Raw genomic sequence first — 16,985 nt, 5'->3', positions numbered from 1 at the left:
TTTTATACCCGTCTAAATGGTCTTCCGCTGGCACACATTTATCTTACTCATTTATCTTACACATTTTTAGACATTAATCTCAGCCGTCATCCCAAGAACATCCTGATTCGCGGAAAGCAGCGGCCGAATCACTTCATCCAGATAGATCTCCACCTGAGCCGGCGCGCATCCGACATACTTCTTCGGATCCATGTTCTGCTTAAGCTCATCAAGGCTTAAATTGAACGCAGGATCGGCGGCAATCAGCTCCAGGAGATTATTGTCCATACCGTTTTCCTTCACATTTCTTCCGGCCTCCATGGACAGCTCACGGATTCTCTCGTGAAGCTCCTGCCTGTCGCCTCCTGCTTTTACGGCATCCATCATAATATTCTCGGTAGCCATAAATGGCAGTTCCGCCATCATGTGTTTCTCAATCACCTTCGGATAAACGACGAGTCCGTCAACTACATTTAAGTAAAGGTCCAGAATACCGTCAATCGCCAGGAATCCCTCCGGAATGCTGAGACGCTTATTCGCGGAATCGTCCAGCGTGCGCTCGAACCACTGGGTGGAAGCCACCAGCATGGGGTTCATCACATCGGACATCACATAGTTTGACAGAGAGGCGATTCTCTCGCTTCTCATCGGATTGCGCTTGTAGGCCATGGCGGAAGAGCCGATCTGGCTCTTTTCAAATGGCTCCTCGATCTCCTTCAAATGCTGAAGCAGACGGATATCATTGGAAAACTTGTGCGCGCTCTGAGCAATGCCGGCCAGTATATTTAAGACACGGCTGTCCACCTTTCTCGAATACGTCTGGCCGGAAACCGGATAGCAGCCCGGATAGCCCAGCTTCTCTGCGATCATCGGATCCAGCTTTCTTACCTTGTCCATATCGCCGTCAAACAGCTCCAGGAAGCTGGCCTGTGTGCCGGTGGTGCCTTTGGAGCCCAATAAACGGATGGAGCCTGCCACATAGTCTAAATCCTCTAAATCCATGACCAGCTCATGTATCCACAGTGTAGCGCGTTTTCCAACCGTAGTCGGCTGTGCCGGCTGAAAATGGGTAAATGCCAGCGTCGGCTGATCTTTGTACCTGTCTGCAAACTTCGCCAGCTCCGCAATCACGTTGACCAGTTTTTTCCTGACTAACGCCAGCGCTTCGGTCATAACGATAATATCCGTATTGTCGCCCACGTAGCAGGAAGTCGCTCCCAGATGGATGATTCCCTTTGCCTTCGGGCACTGTACGCCGTAAGCGTACACATGGGACATGACGTCGTGACGCACTTCTTTCTCGCGCTGCTTCGCCACATCGTAATTGATCTCATCCTGATGGGCCTTCAGCTCATCAATCTGTTCCTGTGTAACCGGCAGCCCCAGTTCCATCTCCGTCTCGGCGAGAGCGATCCAGAGCTTCCTCCATGTGCGGAATTTCTTATCCGGTGAAAATATATACTGCATTTCTTTGCTGGCATAGCGCTCAGACAAAGGACTCTGATAGCGGTCGTTCATAAAAATATACCAAGGAGACTGATGGCTTTCGTCATACGGAGGAACCGGCATGTGACTGATACCGTTTCCACGTCTCCACCCTTTCATTTGATTTTATTTCAATCCACATTCTGAGCCCAGAATACATAACCCAGAGTGACATAGTAGCTATGCTGCCATTTTATCCGGTTGCCCGGATTGTTTTGACCTCATGTCAGTGGGGGATATCTGCCCGCCACTGCCGCTAAGTTTGTTTTTGCGATTCATCTCCCACCTGCAGAGGCTGGGAGAATTCTCGTTGATTTTTGTTAAATATCATATCATAATATGCTCACAGTTAAAAGCAAAAAATCACAAAATTTACGGTTGTGCCGGATCATGCCGAATCTTCTCCATCTCACTGCCGCCCTCCCCGCATAAAAGGCGCCGGGCCGGATGGTGACACAATCCGGTGCAGCGCCTCTTTTCTTCTGCGGAATCTCTGAACTACTGCACATACACGTTCGCAGATTTCCGGACTACTGCACGTACACGTTCGCAGACTTCTGAGCTACTGCACGTACACGTTCGCAGACTTCTGAACTACTGTACGTACTCGCCCCGGATATCCTCCTCAGGCGGCTGGATCGGATACGCACCGGAAAAGCACGCAGTACAGATTGGCAGTCCCTGCGCCATTTCCGTCAGCCGTTCCTGTCTTAAGAAGGACAGGGAATCCGCACCGATCATGTCGCAGATTTCCTGTACCGTCCGGCCGTGGGCGATCAGCTGGTCCTCGGAAGGAATATCTGTTCCAAAATAACACGGATGGAGAAATGGCGGAGCACTGATCCGGACATGGACCTCCTTCGCCCCTGCTTCCCGCAGCATCCCGACGATCAGAGCGCTGGTGGTTCCCCGGACAATGGAGTCATCAATCATGATGACGCGTTTGCCCGCCACAGCCTCCTTTAAGACGTTCAGTTTAATCCGAACGGCCGACTCCCGGCTGCTTTGCTTCGGCTTGATAAAGGTTCTGCCCACATAGGAGTTCTTGACAAAGGCAGTGCCATAGGGAATTTGGGATTCCATGGAATAGCCCAGCGCCGCTCCATTGCCGGATTCCGGAACTCCGACCACCAGATCAGCCTCCACCGGTGAATCTACAGCCAGAGCACGGCCGGCAAGAATTCTGGCCTGATAGACGCTCACTCCGTCAAACACGCTGTCCGGTCTGGCGAAATAAATGTATTCAAATACACATCTCGCTTCCCTGCTCCGGTCCTGAAAGCACAGCCTCGTATCCGATGCGATACCATCCTTCGTAATGGTAACGATCTCACCCGGTTTGACGTCCCTGACGAATTCTGCTCCGATCGTATCCAGCGCACAGCTTTCCGACACCAGAATATAGGCGTTGTCCCGTTTTCCGATACAGAGGGGCTTGAATCCGAAGGGATCCCTGGCCCCAATCATTTTTCTGGGACTCATGACAACAAGGGAATATGCTCCTACAATCTTCTTCATGGCTCCGGCAACCGCCTCTTCCACAGAAGATGTCTTCACACGCTCCCTTGCGATGTGGTAGGCAATGACTTCAGAATCAATCGTAGTCTGAAAAATCGCCCCCGAATATTCCAGCTCCCGGCGAAGATCCGGCGCATTGACAAGATTGCCGTTATGCGCCAGAGCCAGAGTGCCTTTTATATAGTTTAAAACCAGCGGCTGGGCATTTTCCCTGGTACTGCTGCCCGCCGTCGAATAACGAACATGACCCACTCCAATATTGCCGTGAAGACCTTCTAATATCTCAGGAGTAAAGACTTCGTTACACAGACCCATCCCCTTATACGCGTTTACTTTCCCCTTGGGGCCCGCCGTATCGCTGACCGCGATTCCACAGCTTTCCTGCCCCCTGTGCTGCAATGCGAATAATCCGTAATAAATGGTAGACGCCACGTCCCCGTGATCGAAATCATACATTCCGAAGACGCCGCACTCCTCATGTAACTCATCCCCCGCAGTAATATTCAAGTCATGTCTCATGTAGTAATGCCTTTCTGTGCTGTTTACTGGATACCAAGACGACGGAATACTTCTTCATAAGCGTCTTCTACGTTACCCATATCGCGGCGGAAACGGTCCTTATCCAGTTTTTCATGCGTTTCCTTATCCCACAGTCTGCAGGTATCCGGAGAAACCTCGTCGGCCAGAATGATCTGTCCATGGTAACGGCCAAATTCGATCTTAAAGTCGATCAGCTCGATGCCGAGGCTGTCAAAATACTCTCTCATCACTTCGTTTACCTTAAAGGTATACTTAGTGATCGCGTCGATCTCCTCCTGAGTTGCCAGGTTCAGTGCCAGTGCGTAGTAGCTGTTGATGAACGGATCGCCCAGATCATCATTTTTATAGCTGAATTCCAGTGTAGGACAAGCGAACTTGATGCCCTCTTCCATGCCCATCTTCTTTGCGAAGCTGCCTGCGGAGAAGTTTCTTACAATTACTTCTAACGGAACGATCTCTACTTTCTTAACAGCGGTCTCACGGTCGCTTAATTCCTCGATGAAATGAGTCGGAACGCCTTCTGCTTCCAGCTTCTTAAAGATGTGGTTTGTCATGCGGTTGTTGATCGCGCCTTTTCCTACGATGGTACCCTTCTTTAAACCGTTGAATGCCGTAGCGTCATCTTTATAATCCACAATTAATACGTCCGGATCCTCTGTTGTATAAACCTTTTTCGCTTTTCCTTCATACAGTAATTCTTTTTTCTCCATGGTATCCACCAGTCCTTTTCCTGAATTAATTTATAAGTTTTATGAATATAACCAAGGTATTTCAGTAGAAATTATAATACAGTGAAAATGCGATTGCAACATTTTTATATATTATAAATTCTTATGGGCGATGGCTGTATTCACATATAAATGCGCCGGACGCCGCATTAATCCGGTCTGTTCTCCACATTTTCACGGCGAAGCTTCTCCTCTGTCCGCCAGAATTCCACCCTGCCCTCTTTCCAGTCAATTGTAACTCCGCTGTCCTTTTTGTCAGATGGGGGCACATCTTCTAAAGTTCCAAAATCCGCCGTCTCCACCGTCTCTTCCTTCACGCAGCCGATATGAAATCGACGCGCGGCCTCCGTAAAAATACCGGGATCATTTACAACTATAACGATCAGCTCCGCCAGAGCCATACAGCTTAAGCAGTTTCTGAAAATGTGTATACGTCTTCCCATAGACGCCCTGAGAAAGCCGCGGCTTCTCCACGGCTTCTTACTCCGGTTATAACGTTTCATCCGTTGTTTTTCTGCAAACAGGGTAATCTTCAAAAAGCCTGTCCCTTCTTTCTCCGCATTAGTCATTCGTTGCATTTCCATCGCCGTTCACCGGAATCGCTTCTCCCAGGTACGTCGGCTCCGGCTTGAAGATTCCGGTCATAAAGTCTTTCCCTCTGGCCAGCAGCTCCCTCACATCACGCCGCTTCTGACCGGCGTAAGTCCTCTGGTCGGAAGCCACGCCATAAGCGTCGAGTCCCAGCTGTTTCGCGGCATACAGTGCCCTGTAGAGATGGTAGCGCTGTGTCACGATGATCACCTTCTCCGCCTGAAACACATCGCGGGCCCGGTACATGCTCTCATAGGTGGAAAAACCGGCGTGATCCATAAACACATCCTCGGAAGGCACGCCGCGGGCCACGGCGAACTGCTTCATCACGTTCACCTCGTCGTAATTTTTCCGGCCGTGATCTCCGCTCATCAGCAGCTTCTGAGAAGCGCCTGCGTCATACAGCTCGATCCCGCGAAGAAGACGGTCCTCCAGCATGTTGCTGGGGTTTCCATCCGGATGGACACCCGCTCCCAGGACAAGGATGCAGTCCACTCCCAGCGCGGCCGCTTCCTCCTGTGTGAGAATCCGTTTTTCCGTAGATTTGATCATATATGTATTGACGCCCGCCAGGCAGACAATACCGGCAACGCCCAGAACGACCAGTGCAATAAATGCCTTTTTTATCAGTTTTTTCATTCTTTTGTCCTCATTTCTGTTATACGCTCCATTATATAACAAGGAAAAAATGGCTTCAAGCCTTTCCGGGCCTAAAGCCATTTTATTTTTCGTCTCTGTATAAAAATACTTATTCTGCTGCAGAGCTCATATCAGCACTGTTGGTCGGATGGCCGTTGCTCTCGCCAGTTATATCATCGACACCTCTCTCAACATCATTGATCATGCCATCGATGACTCCGGTGCTTTCCTCAGCGTCTTCATCAGCATTTCTTGTAGTCCCCATATCTTTTGTGGACTCCATTGCCGTTGTCTGCGTTGTAGCTGCGCTGCTGCCTCCGGTGGTCTCATTTGTTGTGTTCTTATTGCTGCCGCATGCGGACAGACACATCACTGTCATAATGACAAGTACTGCAAATACATATGGTTTTATTCTTTTCATAATACATTCTCCTTTCATTTTCTATGCTTAGTATGTGTTAGAGGAGAAAAAATTATGGTGGGAAATTTTTCTAATTTTTTTAATGGCCTAAAGCCGGAAAAGCAGCTTAAAAGTTCTTGCCTCAAAGTCATTTTGTCCGTTCTGCAGAATATAAAAAAAAGTTCATTTCCGTATTCCTAAAATTCTTTGCAGCTTTATCAATAATTTTCATACCATTTCGAACAGCAACATTTTGAGAAGCTATATGTGTGTCCCGAATCATAGAGCAGACGCTGTCTGCATCGAGAACCGTGAACGCATATTCCCTGCACGCAATTGCCGCTTCCGCTGCATAGCCTCTGTGCCAATACGCCTTTTGAAACAAATATCCTATTTCCAAAAGCTCTTTCTCTTTCCACTGCTGTAGTGTCAAGCCACACTGGCCAATCATCTCATTATTTTCTTTTAATACAACAGCCCAAAGTCCAAAGCCATAATCTTCGTATCTTTTTAAATGTCTGTTCAGCCAATTTTGCGCTTCATCTGGGCTGAACGCACTTTCATAAGCAGCCCTCATCACTTCTTCATCACACAAGATTCTGCACAATGCATCAAAATCGGATTGCTGCATTTCTCTGATCAAAAGACGTTCCGTTTCTATGAAAAATTTCCCGCTTGCCAAATGGCACCTCCACAAATTCTTATTTTTCTGTGAGAACATCGGAAATCGACCGTCTCCCTTTTTCGCCAAAATCATCTGCTATGTTGTCAAAATTATATATCAATAGATTTTCCTTATTTCGTTTAAGCTCATTAATTGTGCGACCGGATTTATCAAATATCCCTGTCGGAGCAGTTTGATACGGACGAATACTGTTTACTGACATTGTATATGTTACGTTTTCAACAGCTCTCGTTCTAATGTGCGATTTTATTAACGCATACCGTTCGATGTCATCGCTATCTGCCACATCATAAAATAGTATAATATTTAATACTGTATTCTCACGATACAATTCTCTAAAATATTCAGGATACCGTACTTCAAAACATATTCTGACACCTATTTTTATGCCGTCAATTGCAAATATGCCCTCTTTATTACCTATAGTAAAATTATCTTTATCCCATCCCCACAAGGCTCTCTTATGGTAGTTTTCTGTTGTCTTACCAGGCGATATTAGCCTTGCGCTGTTATAATATTTATTTTGCTCTTTTGTAATTGTGCCAACAAGAATATACATATCGTATTTTTCCGACATTTTTTTAATTTCCTGATATGCCACATTTAACTCTTCAAAATTAACATCCGCAGCAGATTTTATGTCTCGGGGCGGATATCCTGTTAATGCACACTCTGGGAAAACCAACAGCCGGATATTCTGTCTCACTGCCTCTTCAACACCTCTGCATACAGCGTGAAAATTATCTGTAATATTTGAACCAACAGCAAATTGATATGCACCTATTCTCAAATCAAGGTTCCTCCTCAAATTCGGCTTTGTCGATTTCCGAGTCATATACATTTTATAATTAAACTGTGATTTAAATGGTTCTCATTTCATCTGCTTTTTTAGCTTTTTGATATGCCAAATCCAAAAACTGCTGAATCGATAGATGTTCATAATCCCAATTCATAGGTTCCAAGGAGGTGGCACCTTGATATCCTGTAAGTGCAATTTTTTTCATCACATTGACCCAATCTATATTGCCATCAAACGGCAACTGATGTTGATTATGCTTTCCACCGTTATCCTGTAAATGTAGCGCCATTAAACGATTTCCATATAGTTTCAACAAGTCGTCATCAGGAGCGTAATTCAGGTGATGACAACTATCGTAACAATATCCTACATTTTTTGATTGAAATGCCTCTAATACCAATGCCAAATTTAAAATATTATTCAAATTTTCAAAAGCAACCTGAATATTCTTCTTTTCTGCCTCACTAATAACATTTTCCAATCTTTTAATACCTAAATCATTGACAGGATGCTCATCATCAGGTAAATGAATAACCATTGTTGTTATATTATATTGAAAGCAGTCCTTTACGCATTGCAGATAAGTGTGAAATACATTTTCTCCATCCAAATTGTCTAATGACAAACAGTTCTGTTCATGAACTGGCGTATGAATATTTTCTATATACAATCCGGCACTTCTTGCATATTGAACATCTTTCTGATAATCACTCCCCCTGCCAAACCTGTCGCTCCACCAAAGCATCACACAGTCAAAACCAGCATTTTTTATCAATTTATATCTTTCCTCAAAAGGAACATTATAACCTGCACCATACCCAAAGCAATCATATATTCCTATCATATAAATCCCCCAACAGCTTCCAATTTGTTAAGTACGCCTTATTTGACTAATGCGAATTTAGCAAAATAGCCTGATTGCTCCGGCCAAAATACTATCTTCTACAGATCAACACGGCATGATTGCTCATTCCTGTGCATGATTCATAACTTGCCATTTGATCAAGCAGCGGTTTCATGATTTCAAATCTTTCATCGCTCATCGCTTCCACGATACTCATAGTTACAAAAAAATCCGTCCCTAAATTTTTTATCTTGGAAAATCCGTATTTTCTTGCAATGGATTCCATTTCTTCAGGCATCGCAAAGAAGAATAAATCAGGATTTGAGTCATCTTTATTTTGCGTCAAAATAATTTCGTTGGCGTTTTCGTTCGGATAATATTCTCTCAGTTTGTCGTGTACACAGGCACCCGTATAAATACCGATTTTGCTTATATATGAAAATACAACAATTCCGTTATTTTTACAGATTCGCCTGCATTCAGCAAAAACAAGTTCTCTCTCATCGGGCGGCAGATGGTATAGAGGTCCGAGGCACAGAACCACATCAAAATAGTTGTCAGAAATATTGCTCAAATTTGTGGCATCTCCGATTAAACCTTTTACGTTCCTTAGCCCCTGCGCTTTAACTTTTTCATTAAAAAGGGCAATATTTTCAGGAGTAATGTCCACGCCAACATACTCCTTACATTTATCAGAAAAGTGCATGGCATAATATCCAGTTCCACAACCAAGCTCTACTACTTTTGTGTTTTGGTTTATGTATTCACTGATATGCTTTTTTGTATAGTGAAACTCAAGTCCCGAATACCTTGATTGAGCAGCTCTCTTTTCCTCACCGGCATCTTGATATTTTTCTTTAACTTTATTTTCATTGCTAGACATGTGCATTCCTCGTTTTCAACCCGTTCTCCACTTCGCGCTTCCTTCGATCATCATTCTTAATTTTCATCACGTTTTATATCCAGCCCGGACAGTTCCCCATCACTAATATGATTATCTTTCTGCTTCCGAAACTGTTTGATCCACTGGTATTTCTGTCCATAAGAATCTCCTTTACACGAAATTATCTAAAGATGCTTTTTCCTTCAAACTGATTTGGGGGAAATAAGCTGCAACTGCGCCTTTTGCATCAAATCACAGGAAAGATTCATCCCGTTCTCCTCCACCATAAAGGAACAGATCTTCTCAAACCCGTGTGCTTCATAGAATCTGATCGCCCGGGCATTGGAGGACAGCACCTCCAGGACACAGCTCCGGAACCCCTGCGCCCTCATTCGGGCCTCAATTTCACAGTAAAGCCCGTGCCCCGCGCCATGTTCTGTATATTCGGGCAGCAGATAAATCGCGTAAAGTTCGGCACAGTCCTGATCCCCGCGCCCTTCGGATCTGCCGCAGACCGCGGCTCCCACAATCGTATCACCGTCTACTGCGACTAAGCAGATATCGCCTCTTTCCATGCTGGCCTGCAGGATCTCCACCCAGTGGTCTTCCTGAAGGGAGGTCAGATACGCCTCGTCCATAAGTCCCCGGTAGGCGGCGCGGTAGCTGGCCGTCAGCTGCCTGCTGGCCTCTGCCTGCTCAGACTCCCGCAGCTGACGGTAAATGACAGTCCTCATCCGTACCCCTCTCTTAGCCGATCACATCCGCCATGGTATAAAGTCTCGGTTCTTTTCCCGCCAGGAACTTTGCTGCCGATACTGCGCCCTTTGCAAAAATAGCCTTGGAGTAGGCGGTATGCTGGAAGGTAATCACCTCATCCTGTCCGGCGAAGATCACGTCGTGCTCACCGACGATGGAGCCTCCGCGGATAGCCTGGATTCCGATCTCATCCTTCTGGCGCTTCTCCCTCGTCTGGGAGCGGTCGTATTGATAGTGGTAGTGGTTGTCCATCGCCTCATTGATGGAGTCAGCCAGCGCCAGAGCGGTTCCGCTGGGCGCGTCCACCTTTTTATTGTGGTGCTTTTCCAGAATCTCGATGTCGAAACCGGACTCTGCCAGAACCTCTGCCGCCTCTTTCACCAGCTTTAACAGCAGATTGATTCCCAGCGACATATTGGCGGAACGAAGTACCGCCACCTGGCGGGAAGTCTCTTCCACAAGCTGAATCTGTTCTTCTGAAAGTCCTGTCGTACACACTACCACAGGAATCCTCTTTTCGGAACAGTAGCTGAGAAGGCCGTTTACCGCCTTTGCCGATGCAAAGTCCACGATCACATCCGCCTCCACGGTACACGCCTCCAGAGAGGGAAATACCGGGTAGGAATTCTGTATGGTGTCATTTACATCAATTCCTGCAGCAATCGTGATATTCTCGTCTTCTTCAACAATTTTAGAAATCACCTGTCCCATGGCTCCATTGCAGCCGTGCATAATCATCTTTACCATAAGTATTTTTCCTCCATTTTATAATGAGTGCAGGGAAGTTTCTGAGAGTGCTCAACAGGCCGGACGCCCTGATACCGATGCGTCCGGCCCTGCATTTAATGATTAACGGGGTTTATAAAATTCCGTATTCTTCCATAGCTTTCTTTAAACGTTCCTGGTTTGCAGGCTCCATCTCGGTGAGCGGCAGACGAAGCGGGCCAACCTTCTTACCCATTAAGTTCATGGCCGCCTTGACCGGAATCGGGTTCACTTCACAGAACAGGGCGTTGATCAGCGGAATCGCTTCCAGCTGAAGTCTTGCGCTCTCTTTCACATCGCCGCGGAAATAGGAAGCGCAGATCTCGTGGGTCTGTGCAGGCGCTACATTGGACAGAACCGAAACGACGCCCTTTCCTCCGAGAGAGAGAAGCGGCACAATCTGATCGTCGTTGCCGGAATATACATCCACACAGCCGTCTGCCATCGCAAGCATCGTAGCGATATTCGTGAGATTTCCGCTGGCCTCCTTCACACCGACAATGTTCGGCACGTTCTTACAGAGTGTTACAATCGTCTGCGGAGCGATCGTCACGCCGGTACGTCCCGGGATATTATAGAGAATGATCGGAATCTTCACCGCATCCGCAATCGCAGTAAAATGTGCGATCAGGCCATTCTGAGTCGCCTTGTTATAATACGGGGACACGAGAAGCAGACCGTCTGCACCGAATTTCTCCGCCTCCTTTGAAAGATAGATGGCTGTCTCCGTACAGTTGGAACCTGTTCCGGCCACTACGGGTATTCTCTTATTTACCACTTCACACGTATACTTTATTACGCTTAAATGTTCCTCATGGGTCATGGTGGATGCCTCACCTGTGGTTCCACAGATGACGATGCTGTCCGTACCGCCGGCAATCTGCTCTTCCAGCAGTTCTTCCAGCTTCTCGTAATTCACCTCTCCGTTGTCCTTAAATGGTGTAATCAGCGCTACACCCGCTCCTTCAAAAAGTGCCATAGTCTTATCCTCCTGATTCAATCTGTTCCTGTTGCCAACGCTTCCGCTACATAAAATCATGCGCCCGCCCCGTGCCATTATCCTGCTCTTATCCTTTTGCCTGCAAAACGATCATTCCTGACAGAGAAAAAGAGCTGACAGCGGGGTCAGCTCTTAAAGTTCAGAATCCGGTAAATACTTCTTATCTTCAAGCAGCGCCCCATCCATGCAGGATGACAGTCATATGATTCTTCATCATATGCCCAGAACAGATACGTCCCGGGCCGTACCGTCCTTCGGCGTCTCATCCTTTCCTCCACCCTCACATGCACCCTGATGCATCAGGCAGAATACTCATAATCAACGCAACCTCTACTTTATTATGTATGTTACCATACTACCATTATTGCTTTGTATTGTCAACTTTAAGATGATCAATTTCTCTGATACCATCCACGAGGGGATCCAGCTCCTTCGGGAATACCTTTCCAGTCAGAATCAGGTCGATTTCCTCAACCCTGGACTGAAGCAGCGTCGTCATCTCATCCATCTCGATAATTCCCTGATCCAAAAGTCCCAGCACCTCATCGAGAATAACCAGGTCACACTCACCGGTCGAAAGTACTTTTCTTGCAAAATTCATGCCGTTGCGGATATTCATCCGTTCTTCCTTCTGCTGCTCCTCCGATAATGTCTCGAAGAAAGCATCGGACTTTTCAAACCGGAAAATCTTCAGTTCCGGTTCCAGCCGCTCTAAAATCTCACAGGAGGCCAGCTCCTGACAGCCCTTTAAAAACTGTATCATGATTACCGTCTGCCCCTTTAACAGAGCGGAGATCCCCATGCCGAGCGCAGCCGTCGTCTTTCCTTTTCCTTCGCCACATATAACCTGTATTGTACCTTTACTCATCCTTTTGCACCTCATACCAGCAAAAAAGCAATATATTGATATACTACGTTAGAACCCGCTTATCGTATCACAAAATTTAAATTTTTGCAAGTTTTCTTACCGTTTTCTTAATTCCCGCCTTATCCTTCGTTATTCCGCGCATTCCAGCTTGCTGACAGATACCTCGTAAGCGATCCGCTTCTCACACTCGGTTTCGCTGAGCTTCTTCGTATACTCTCTGCTCTGCACGCGGCCCCAGACCTTCACCCGCGCGCCGACTTCGAAGCCGGAGGCGTATCTGGCGTTTCTTCCCCACGCGATACACGGAATGTAGTCAGACTTCCCATAAGGCCGGTTTACGGCGAGCAGAAGATCCGCGATCTCTCTGCCCAGAGGAGTCTTTCTGTATATAGGGGCCTTACATATATATCCATCCAGAAAAATCTGATTTGTTTTCGTATAATCCGTAAATTCCTCCAGGAAATGGATCTCACGCACGAAGATGGACAGAACCAGGCGGTTTTTCGTCCCTTCATGCCGGTTATAGGAACGGAACTGTCCCAGGGCTTCCATTGTACAGCCTATGTAATTCGCTTCTACATCGATGAGCCGCTCCGATATCATAAGAGGTATGACATCAGCCTGCTCGCTAAGACGATTTACTGCAACGTCCACCATATAGAATCCTTCTCCGAATACCTCATGGCTGAAGGTGAAGCCGGAGATGATCTCCCCGATTACGCTTACTTTGTTGTTCTCAATCATTTTTTCCGACATTGTATTTCTCCTCTTCTTTCACTAATTTGCCGTAACGATTCAGCCGGGCGTCCTGCGTATTCTGTTTTCCTGCTTTTGAAAACAGAAAGATGCACGGATGAATGGTTACAATTTGCTTTGCAGCTAATATTAAGTGTATGAAAAGGGATTCCGTGAAATGATAAGAACACATCCAAAAATATCGACAGAAAATACCTGTCAAACCTCACAAAAAATCAGTTACCCCCATATTTCCCCGAAATACCGGATGCCGGATACAGGCAGATTCTCTTTTCCTTCCGTTTTCGACATTTATTGACAGTAAGCGGATTTCACTATTTCCAGGATGCAAATATGCCCTGCGAAAGTTTCCTCCCGCAGAGCATAATCTTATATACAGCCGTTGTCGGTATAGCTAATATAATTCCATTAACCCAATGATTTCTTGTTCAGGGAAGACCTCTTCCTCATCGTCGGATCCAGGATCTTCTTTCTGATTCTCAAGGATAACGGTGTGATCTCAAGGAGCTCATCCGTATCGATAAAGTCCAGACACTGCTCCAGACTCATCTCCTTTGGCGTCGTCAGCTTCAGGGCATCATCCGCGCCGGAGGAACGGGTATTGGTCAGCTTCTTCATCTTGCAGACGTTAATCTCGATATCCTCTGCCTTCGGGTTCTGACCGATTACCATACCGGAATAAACCTTCACGCCGGCTCCGATGAACAGGATGCCTCGCTCCTGCGCATTGAACAGACCGTAGGTAATGGATTCACCTGACTCATAAGCGATCAGGGAGCCGGTCTTACGGTAGGATAAATCTCCCTTGAAAGGAGCGTAGCCGTCAAATGCCGTATTCATGATACCGTTACCCTTTGTATCGGTCATGAACTCACCGCGGTAGCCGATCAGGCCTCTGGACGGAATCGAGAATTCAAGCCTTGTATAGCCGCCATTAGCCGGGCTCATGCCCTGCAGTTCGCCCTTTCTGCTGGTCAGCTTCTGGATAACCGCGCCGGTAAACTCCTCCGGTACGTCGATATAGGCGATCTCCATCGGCTCCAGTTTACGGTTTCTTTCATCATACTGGTACAGAACCTCAGCCTTGCTGACTGCGAATTCAAAATTCTCTCTTCTCATGTTCTCGATCAGAACGGAAAGATGCAGCTCGCCGCGGCCGGATACCTTAAAGCAGTCAGGAGAATCGGTCTCCTCCACGCGAAGGCTGACGTCGGTGTTCAGTTCGCGGAACAGACGCTCTCTGATATGACGGGAGGTGATAAATTTACCTTCCTGTCCTGCCAGCGGACTGTCGTTTACCATGAAGTTCATGGCGATAGTCGGTTCGGATATCTTCTGGAACGGAATGGCTTCCGGGTTTTCCGGAGAGCAGAGTGTATCACCGATATGAATATCCGTAATACCGGAAATGGCCACGATCGCGCCGATTCCCGCTTCCGTCACTTCCACCTTGTTCAGTCCCTCGTACTCGTATAGCTTGCCTACCTTAACCTTGCGCATCTTGTCCGGGTCGTGGTGGTTTACGATGACACATTCCTGATTGACACGGATTGCTCCGTTATCCACCTTGCCTACGCCGATACGGCCTACGTACTCGTTGTAATCAATGGTACTGATCAGAAGCTGAGTCGGCGCTTCCGGGTCTCCCTCCGGAGCCGGAATATGGTCGATGATTGTCTGGAATAAGGCGCTCATGTTCTCTTCCGCGTCCTCTAAATTCTTCTTTGCAAAGCCGCCCTTTGCGGATGCGTATAAGAACGGGCAGTCTAACTGCTCTTCTGTCGCATCAAGGTCCATGAGGAGCTCTAAGACTTCCTCTTCAACCTCGTCCGGTCTCGCCTCCGGACGGTCAATCTTATTGATACAGGCTACAACGGAGAGGCCCAGTTCCAGCGCCTTGCGCAGAACAAACTTTGTCTGCGGCATAACGCCCTCGTAGGCATCCACCACCAGAATAACTCCGTTTACCATCTTTAAGACACGCTCAACCTCGCCGCCAAAATCCGCATGGCCTGGCGTATCGATAATGTTGATCTTCGTACCGTTGTAGTTGACAGCGGTATTCTTGGAAAGGATGGTAATACCACGCTCTCTCTCAATATCATTGGAGTCCATAACCCGGTCAACAACTTCCTGGTTCTCGCGGAAAATTCCGCTCTGTCTGAGCAGGGCATCCACCAGGGTAGTTTTGCCGTGGTCAACGTGGGCGATGATGGCTACATTTCTGACGTCTTCTCGTTTCATCTTCATAATATGTGTACTCTTCTTTCCTTTGGATAAAAACTCAATAAAAAACTAAGGACTCTATACTGTCCTTAGTTTCATTTACACTCTTCACAATAAATTAGTATAGCACCCTATATACCAGATTGCAAGGTATTTTTCAGAAATTTGGCTATTGCCTTTCCAGTCTTTTCACTTTCGCCGGTACATTCCTCCTGATCCGACGGTTCTCTCACCCACCCGGAAGGCATAGTCAGGCAGTCTTAAACAGCCGCAGGAAAGACGGCACAGGCAGCTGCCTGCCACTGTATTCCCATTCCGGAGAAGTTCTTCTCTCTATCATTTTCCGGTACTGGTGTTCCGCTTCCCTTGCCACCGTCTCCGCCTTATATAAGGAAGCAGTTTCTGCGGCTCCCGCCGATAATTTTTGATACATCTGCGGTTCTGTCATGAGGCGTGCTGCGGCAGACGCCCATTCTTCTTCCTCTTCTCCGGTCATGAATCCGTTCTTTCCCTGGCTGACGACATCGACGACTCCGCTGGCATGGACCGCAACTACGGGACAGCCTGCGGCCATGGCTTCCAGAAGAACGATTCCCTGCGTCTCTGATTTGGAGGCGAACAAAAATCCGTCGGCCGCATGGAGATAATGGGAAACCTCAGCGTTGGGAACCCGTCCGATAAACACAATCTGACGTCCGATTCCAAGCTCCTCTGCCAGATTCTTAAGCGTCTCTTTCCTCGTCCCATCCCCGATTATCAGAATGCGGAAGCAGTCTCCCACCAGTTCCTTGAGACGGGCGGCTCCCCGCAGCAGAAAATCGAGATTCTTCTCCTTTTCCAGGCGCGCGGTCGTGGCAAAAAGCCACGGTTCTCCGTTTAAATACCGGGATCGGATCTCCCTCTCACGTTCCGGGTCCCGTTTAAATGCCTCCTCGCCAATTCCCGTGGGAAGGACCTCCAGCGGTGTCGCAACTCCCTGTTTCACCAGACATTCCTTCATCGATGCCGTCGGTACGAATACCGTGTCACACTGATCCGTAAATGTATTCAGATACCCTGGCACCAGCACTTCTCTGCTGAAACGCGCTGCATTTCTCACAGGCTCCCGCCCCGCCGCCATCCTCTCATACAGTTTAAAATAGTGAAGATATTCCTCATAGCGGGTATGGTACGTATACGCCAGCGGAATTCCGTATTTTTTGCTTAAATAGACGGCCGTAAATCCGATTACCACCGGGTGATGTACATGAATAACGTCAAACTGTTCTTCGCGGAAACGCTTCTCAATGCGGCTGTCGCTGAAATTGCCGATTACCAGCCCCTTGTCCCGCCACTCGTAAAGGACCCGGAATCTCACCACATCCGGTTCTTCCTCCCATCCTGCCCCCTCCGGTGCAAACACGGTCACCTGATGCCCCAGGCTCCGAAGCCCCTCTGCCAGCCGCTCAACGGAAATCGGAACACCGCCGATGAATGGTTTGTAATTGTTTGTCAGCATTGCGATCTTCATATTACTCCTCCTC

17 protein-coding genes and 1 riboswitch are annotated in these 16,985 nt (G+C 47.5%); all 17 genes read right to left on the bottom strand.

Annotated elements, in window-relative coordinates:
• Nucleotides 1–66: 66 nt before the first annotated feature.
• Nucleotides 67–1,497, bottom strand: coding sequence for an adenylosuccinate lyase (purB, locus tag H8S80_RS03430; RefSeq protein ID WP_207729782.1), 1,431 nt, complete (start codon nucleotides 1,495–1,497; stop codon nucleotides 67–69).
• A 561-nt stretch (nucleotides 1,498–2,058) separates the two neighbouring features.
• Nucleotides 2,059–3,501 (bottom strand): amidophosphoribosyltransferase, encoded by a 1,443-nt coding sequence (gene purF / locus H8S80_RS03425; RefSeq protein WP_117630238.1) that lies wholly within the window; start codon nucleotides 3,499–3,501, stop codon nucleotides 2,059–2,061.
• A 23-nt stretch (nucleotides 3,502–3,524) separates the two neighbouring features.
• Nucleotides 3,525–4,232 (bottom strand): phosphoribosylaminoimidazolesuccinocarboxamide synthase, encoded by a 708-nt coding sequence (gene purC, locus H8S80_RS03420; protein WP_002600301.1) that lies wholly within the window; start codon nucleotides 4,230–4,232, stop codon nucleotides 3,525–3,527.
• A 167-nt stretch (nucleotides 4,233–4,399) separates the two neighbouring features.
• Nucleotides 4,400–4,819: a hypothetical protein gene (locus H8S80_RS03415; protein WP_117630237.1), complete on the bottom strand. Its 420-nt coding sequence runs from the start codon at nucleotides 4,817–4,819 to the stop codon at nucleotides 4,400–4,402.
• Nucleotides 4,812–5,480, bottom strand: a complete 669-nt coding sequence (locus H8S80_RS03410; RefSeq protein ID WP_034533972.1) for a SanA/YdcF family protein — start codon at nucleotides 5,478–5,480, stop codon at nucleotides 4,812–4,814. Before H8S80_RS03410 ends, H8S80_RS03415 begins: the two co-directional genes overlap by 8 nt.
• 109 nt (nucleotides 5,481–5,589) lie before the next feature.
• Nucleotides 5,590–5,901: a hypothetical protein gene (locus H8S80_RS03405; protein WP_002600304.1), complete on the bottom strand. Its 312-nt coding sequence runs from the start codon at nucleotides 5,899–5,901 to the stop codon at nucleotides 5,590–5,592.
• 127 nt (nucleotides 5,902–6,028) lie between these two features.
• A complete protein-coding gene (locus tag H8S80_RS03400) occupies nucleotides 6,029–6,601 on the bottom strand; it encodes a GNAT family N-acetyltransferase (RefSeq protein ID WP_117630236.1) in 573 nt (190 codons plus the stop codon).
• On the bottom strand, nucleotides 6,582–7,355 hold the full coding sequence (locus tag H8S80_RS03395; protein WP_181987853.1) for a carbon-nitrogen hydrolase family protein: 774 nt from the start codon (nucleotides 7,353–7,355) through the stop codon (nucleotides 6,582–6,584). Before H8S80_RS03395 ends, H8S80_RS03400 begins: the two co-directional genes overlap by 20 nt.
• Before the next feature lie 70 nt (nucleotides 7,356–7,425).
• Complete coding sequence (locus H8S80_RS03390) at nucleotides 7,426–8,208, bottom strand: sugar phosphate isomerase/epimerase family protein (RefSeq protein ID WP_117630234.1); 783 nt, start codon at nucleotides 8,206–8,208, stop codon at nucleotides 7,426–7,428.
• Nucleotides 8,209–8,299: 91 nt separating this feature from the next.
• Nucleotides 8,300–9,091 carry a class I SAM-dependent methyltransferase gene (locus tag H8S80_RS03385; RefSeq protein ID WP_181987852.1) on the bottom strand — a complete coding sequence of 264 codons (792 nt, stop codon included), beginning with the start codon at nucleotides 9,089–9,091 and terminating at the stop codon, nucleotides 8,300–8,302.
• A 203-nt stretch (nucleotides 9,092–9,294) separates the two neighbouring features.
• Nucleotides 9,295–9,825: a GNAT family N-acetyltransferase gene (locus H8S80_RS03380; protein ID WP_117630232.1), complete on the bottom strand. Its 531-nt coding sequence runs from the start codon at nucleotides 9,823–9,825 to the stop codon at nucleotides 9,295–9,297.
• 13 nt (nucleotides 9,826–9,838) lie between these two features.
• Nucleotides 9,839–10,594 carry a 4-hydroxy-tetrahydrodipicolinate reductase gene (gene dapB / locus H8S80_RS03375; RefSeq protein ID WP_002600309.1) on the bottom strand — a complete coding sequence of 252 codons (756 nt, stop codon included), beginning with the start codon at nucleotides 10,592–10,594 and terminating at the stop codon, nucleotides 9,839–9,841.
• A gap of 112 nt (nucleotides 10,595–10,706) precedes the next feature.
• On the bottom strand, nucleotides 10,707–11,591 hold the full coding sequence (dapA, locus tag H8S80_RS03370; protein WP_117630231.1) for a 4-hydroxy-tetrahydrodipicolinate synthase: 885 nt from the start codon (nucleotides 11,589–11,591) through the stop codon (nucleotides 10,707–10,709).
• Between the two features lie 184 nt (nucleotides 11,592–11,775).
• A riboswitch (Lysine riboswitch) is annotated at nucleotides 11,776–11,953 on the bottom strand.
• Between the two features lie 20 nt (nucleotides 11,954–11,973).
• Nucleotides 11,974–12,480, bottom strand: coding sequence for a cob(I)yrinic acid a,c-diamide adenosyltransferase (locus tag H8S80_RS03360; protein ID WP_002600311.1), 507 nt, complete (start codon nucleotides 12,478–12,480; stop codon nucleotides 11,974–11,976).
• A gap of 129 nt (nucleotides 12,481–12,609) precedes the next feature.
• Complete coding sequence (locus tag H8S80_RS03355; protein ID WP_002600312.1) at nucleotides 12,610–13,236, bottom strand: single-stranded DNA-binding protein; 627 nt, start codon at nucleotides 13,234–13,236, stop codon at nucleotides 12,610–12,612.
• Nucleotides 13,237–13,644: 408 nt separating this feature from the next.
• Nucleotides 13,645–15,486, bottom strand: a complete 1,842-nt coding sequence (gene typA, locus H8S80_RS03350) for a translational GTPase TypA (RefSeq protein WP_002600313.1) — start codon at nucleotides 15,484–15,486, stop codon at nucleotides 13,645–13,647.
• 226 nt (nucleotides 15,487–15,712) lie between these two features.
• A complete protein-coding gene (locus H8S80_RS03345) occupies nucleotides 15,713–16,972 on the bottom strand; it encodes a glycosyltransferase (protein WP_117630230.1) in 1,260 nt (419 codons plus the stop codon).
• Between the last annotated feature and the right edge of the window lie 13 nt (nucleotides 16,973–16,985).

This window comes from Hungatella sp. L36 (genome assembly GCF_014288035.1).
Note: the sequence above shows the minus strand (reverse complement) of the source record. Positions and strands in the feature narration are given on the sequence as shown.